The organism is uncultured Thiocystis sp. (assembly GCF_903866365.1).
GTDB lineage: Bacteria > Pseudomonadota > Gammaproteobacteria > Chromatiales > Chromatiaceae > Chromatium.
Map to the genome: position 1 here is coordinate 1 of NZ_CAIPNF010000446.1, position 2,809 is coordinate 2,809.

General features: G+C 61.1%; 6 protein-coding genes. 2 read left to right on the forward strand and 4 right to left on the reverse strand.

Annotation, left to right across the window (positions count from 1 at the left end):
• Positions 1-93 precede the first annotated feature (93 nt).
• Positions 94-438, forward strand: coding sequence for a phenylpyruvate tautomerase MIF-related protein (locus QZY07_RS24445; RefSeq protein WP_295408565.1), 345 nt, complete (start codon positions 94-96; stop codon positions 436-438).
• Here the strand turns inward: QZY07_RS24445 and QZY07_RS24450 are convergent, their stop codons facing one another.
• The 4 genes from QZY07_RS24450 to QZY07_RS24465 all read right to left on the reverse strand — a co-directional run bounded on the left by QZY07_RS24450 (position 439) and on the right by QZY07_RS24465 (position 2,106).
• Positions 439-822, reverse strand: a complete 384-nt coding sequence (locus QZY07_RS24450) for an NINE protein (protein ID WP_295408575.1) — start codon at positions 820-822, stop codon at positions 439-441.
• 36 nt (positions 823-858) lie between these two features.
• Positions 859-1,191, reverse strand: a complete 333-nt coding sequence (locus QZY07_RS24455) for a YebG family protein (RefSeq protein WP_295408567.1) — start codon at positions 1,189-1,191, stop codon at positions 859-861.
• 15 nt (positions 1,192-1,206) lie between these two features.
• Complete coding sequence (locus tag QZY07_RS24460; RefSeq protein ID WP_295408569.1) at positions 1,207-1,452, reverse strand: hypothetical protein; 246 nt, start codon at positions 1,450-1,452, stop codon at positions 1,207-1,209.
• Between the two features lie 168 nt (positions 1,453-1,620).
• Positions 1,621-2,106 carry a hypothetical protein gene (locus QZY07_RS24465; protein ID WP_295408571.1) on the reverse strand — a complete coding sequence of 162 codons (486 nt, stop codon included), beginning with the start codon at positions 2,104-2,106 and terminating at the stop codon, positions 1,621-1,623.
• 12 nt (positions 2,107-2,118) lie between these two features.
• Here QZY07_RS24465 and QZY07_RS24470 point away from each other — a divergent pair, with 12 nt between their 5' ends.
• Positions 2,119-2,535: a helix-turn-helix transcriptional regulator gene (locus QZY07_RS24470; protein ID WP_295408573.1), complete on the forward strand. Its 417-nt coding sequence runs from the start codon at positions 2,119-2,121 to the stop codon at positions 2,533-2,535.
• Positions 2,536-2,809: the final 274 nt, after the last annotated feature.

Below are 2,809 nucleotides of genomic sequence, written 5' to 3' on the forward strand. Positions count from 1 at the left end.
CCGGCCTGCTTCGACCGGGCGAAACCCGCCGCTTGAGCATCTCTGCCCGACGGACGAGAATGCGGCCGACTATCACCCGATGAGAACCGTCCCATGCCCACGCTGCGCCTGCTGACCAACGTCGAGATCGACCCGGCGTCTCGCCCCGCCCTGATGGCCCGCGCCTCGCGCACGGTCGCCAAATTGCTCGGCAAGCCCGAGTCCTACGTGATGGTGATCCTGGAAAGCGGGCGCGATCTGCTGTTCGGCGGCACCGCCGATCCGGCCGCCTATCTGGAACTCAAGAGCCTGAATCTACCCGAAGCGCGCACGCCCGAGTTCTCGCGCGCCCTCTGTACCCTGCTCGCCGACACGCTCGCCATCCCGCCGGAGCGGGTTTACATCGAGTTCGCCGCCCCGCCCCGGCATCTGTTCGGCTGGAACAACGCGACCTTCTGATCAGGTTCGAAAGCGGCGCTGTTCGTCATTGACCGTCGCGATCTGCGTGTTGAGCGTCCAGTCGTCATAAAGATAGCCGATCAGAAAGAGCCCTCCGGTCAGCAGCCAAAGCAGGCCGGTGATCCATTTGCCCAGATAGAAGCGGTGGACGCCGAATAGCCCGAGAAAGGTCAGCAGAATCCAGGTCAGGTCATCGTCCTTGACGCCTGGGGTAAAGCGTCGCTCCGCCCGCCGGTGCATCCCCGGAATCAGGAACAGGTCGATCAGCCAGCCGATGCCGAGCAGACCGAGCGTCAGAAACCAGAGCGTGCCGGAAAGGGTCTTGCCGTCGTCGAAGCGATGCGCGCCCATGAACCCGAAAATCCACAGCAGATAACCGATCAGGAGCGAGTGGGTCGAGGTTTCCGACTCGCGCCTCCGTTATCCCCTCATCGCTTTGAGCGGCGCCACCTTTTCGGGCAGGCTCTCGGGCGCCGACTCCGGTTCCGATTCCAGCCCTGCGCCCGGCGCGCGCTCCACCGGCTTCCCCTTCAACATCTGCTCGACCTCGCGGGCATTGCGGGCCAGATAGATGGTCAGGTTCTCCAGATCCGGTTCAGGCAGGTTGGGCAATATCTGGTCGGCACGGAGCCACTGCGCCAAACGCTCGGCGTTCTCCAGAATGCGGTCATAGGCATCGGCGGCCTTCTTGTCGGCAGTCCGCAAACGCTCGACTCCACGGCTGTCTTTCACGATGTATTCGATCTCGATCATGGTGCTGGTCCCGTTTTAGCCTCGGTTGTCTGGGATGGGGAGTATCGCCGCCGCGACGGCGGCCGGCAGCAGACGTGACGATGTCAGTGGAGATCGACCACCCAAACCGGAACCGCCGTCATCTGGATTGGAATCGTAGCGTCCGACTTCGCCACCGACACCAGGACGAGACGATTCGCCGGCAAGAGAATGACGAACGGCGAGCAACGGGAGGAGCAGCAGCAGGCCGATCCATTTGAGGATGCGGGCGATGATCCTCATCGCTTGCTTGCTTGGTTAGGTTAGCCGATACATCGATTCGGAAACCAAGCGGTGACGGTCCAGAATCGCTGGGACGGTCAGTCAACGTTTGGCATGAGCGACCAACGGAGGGCGTAGCCCGGAGTTGGTCCGCTCGATGGAAGGGTTAGGCGCCATTGCGGTACCGCCTTACGGCTTGCGGCGCTTGATGACCTCTTGAAGGAGAGCCACGGCTGACGCTTCCGTGGCCTTCTTGCCTTTGAGTACCACAACGACTGCTTCAGTCTGGACCAGCGATCCGGCTGACCAATCATAGTCTGGCGCCACCCAGGCCTTGGTGCCAATGCCGGGCAATGGCCTGAACCCTTTCACGAGCCTGGGTTCAGAGAAGTAGCTCGCTGGCACAACCTGCACCAATGCCGATGACTCGTAGTCTTTGTCGGTCCAGAGACATCCAGTCCCGCCCGCCGCGTTCTCGCCCGGGCCTAGTGAGGCGCCGGCGAGGGCGGAAATTTCAGCCTGAGTGAACAACTTGCACTGGGGATTTGCGGAAGCTGTGGCTTCGGCGTCTCCGGTCAGTTGATCCTTCAGCTTCTTGGGGTCGGGTTGCTGGGCGTTGGCTGAAACTGCCAGCAGCGTGGTGGCGACGATCACGGCAATACTGGGGTAGCGCATATCTCACTCCTAATGTTCGAGCTTCATTGTGCGTCAGATGGCGCGAAGTTATCGCAAGCGGATGCCGCGCAGGCGGCGGGTATCTCGCAGCCGTATTTGGCGCAAGTCGAAAACGGGATTCGGACTCCATCCACCAAGGTGTTGAACAAGCTGGCGCAGGTGACAAACAGCTCGGTCGCGTGGTTTTCTGGCGAGATCATCCAGGAAAAGACCGGCATTTATTGGAATGATCCGCGTCTCTCGATCCTGAAGGACGCCCAGGTTGCCCCTGGCCTGCGGGAACTCGCCGAAGACGAATCCATGTGTCACGTTCTCGAAGTGTCGCGTGACGAATGGATCACGTTACGCTCGCTTTCGATGCAAGCACCACCCGGCAAAAACGGTTATCTGCTGTTGCTGCATGCGTTGCGAGCGGTTCAAACGACGTGACGCGCTCCGGTCACGTTGGGTCACACTGAGTCACGTTGGGTCACGATAGCGAGGGGCGGATGTGCTAACGTGTTGATTTGAAAGTGTGCTGGCGTAGCCCATCGCCCTTTCACGGCGGTAACCGGGGTTCGAACCCCATAAGCGCCAACTTAACCGCACCGTTGACGCACTTGTGAGTTCATCATCTGCATGACCCTGGCCGGAACGGTTTGCAAGCGACGGCGGCGCGGACGTTCCTTGAGCACGTCGAGGCAGGCGTCCCAGTGTTCGTCTC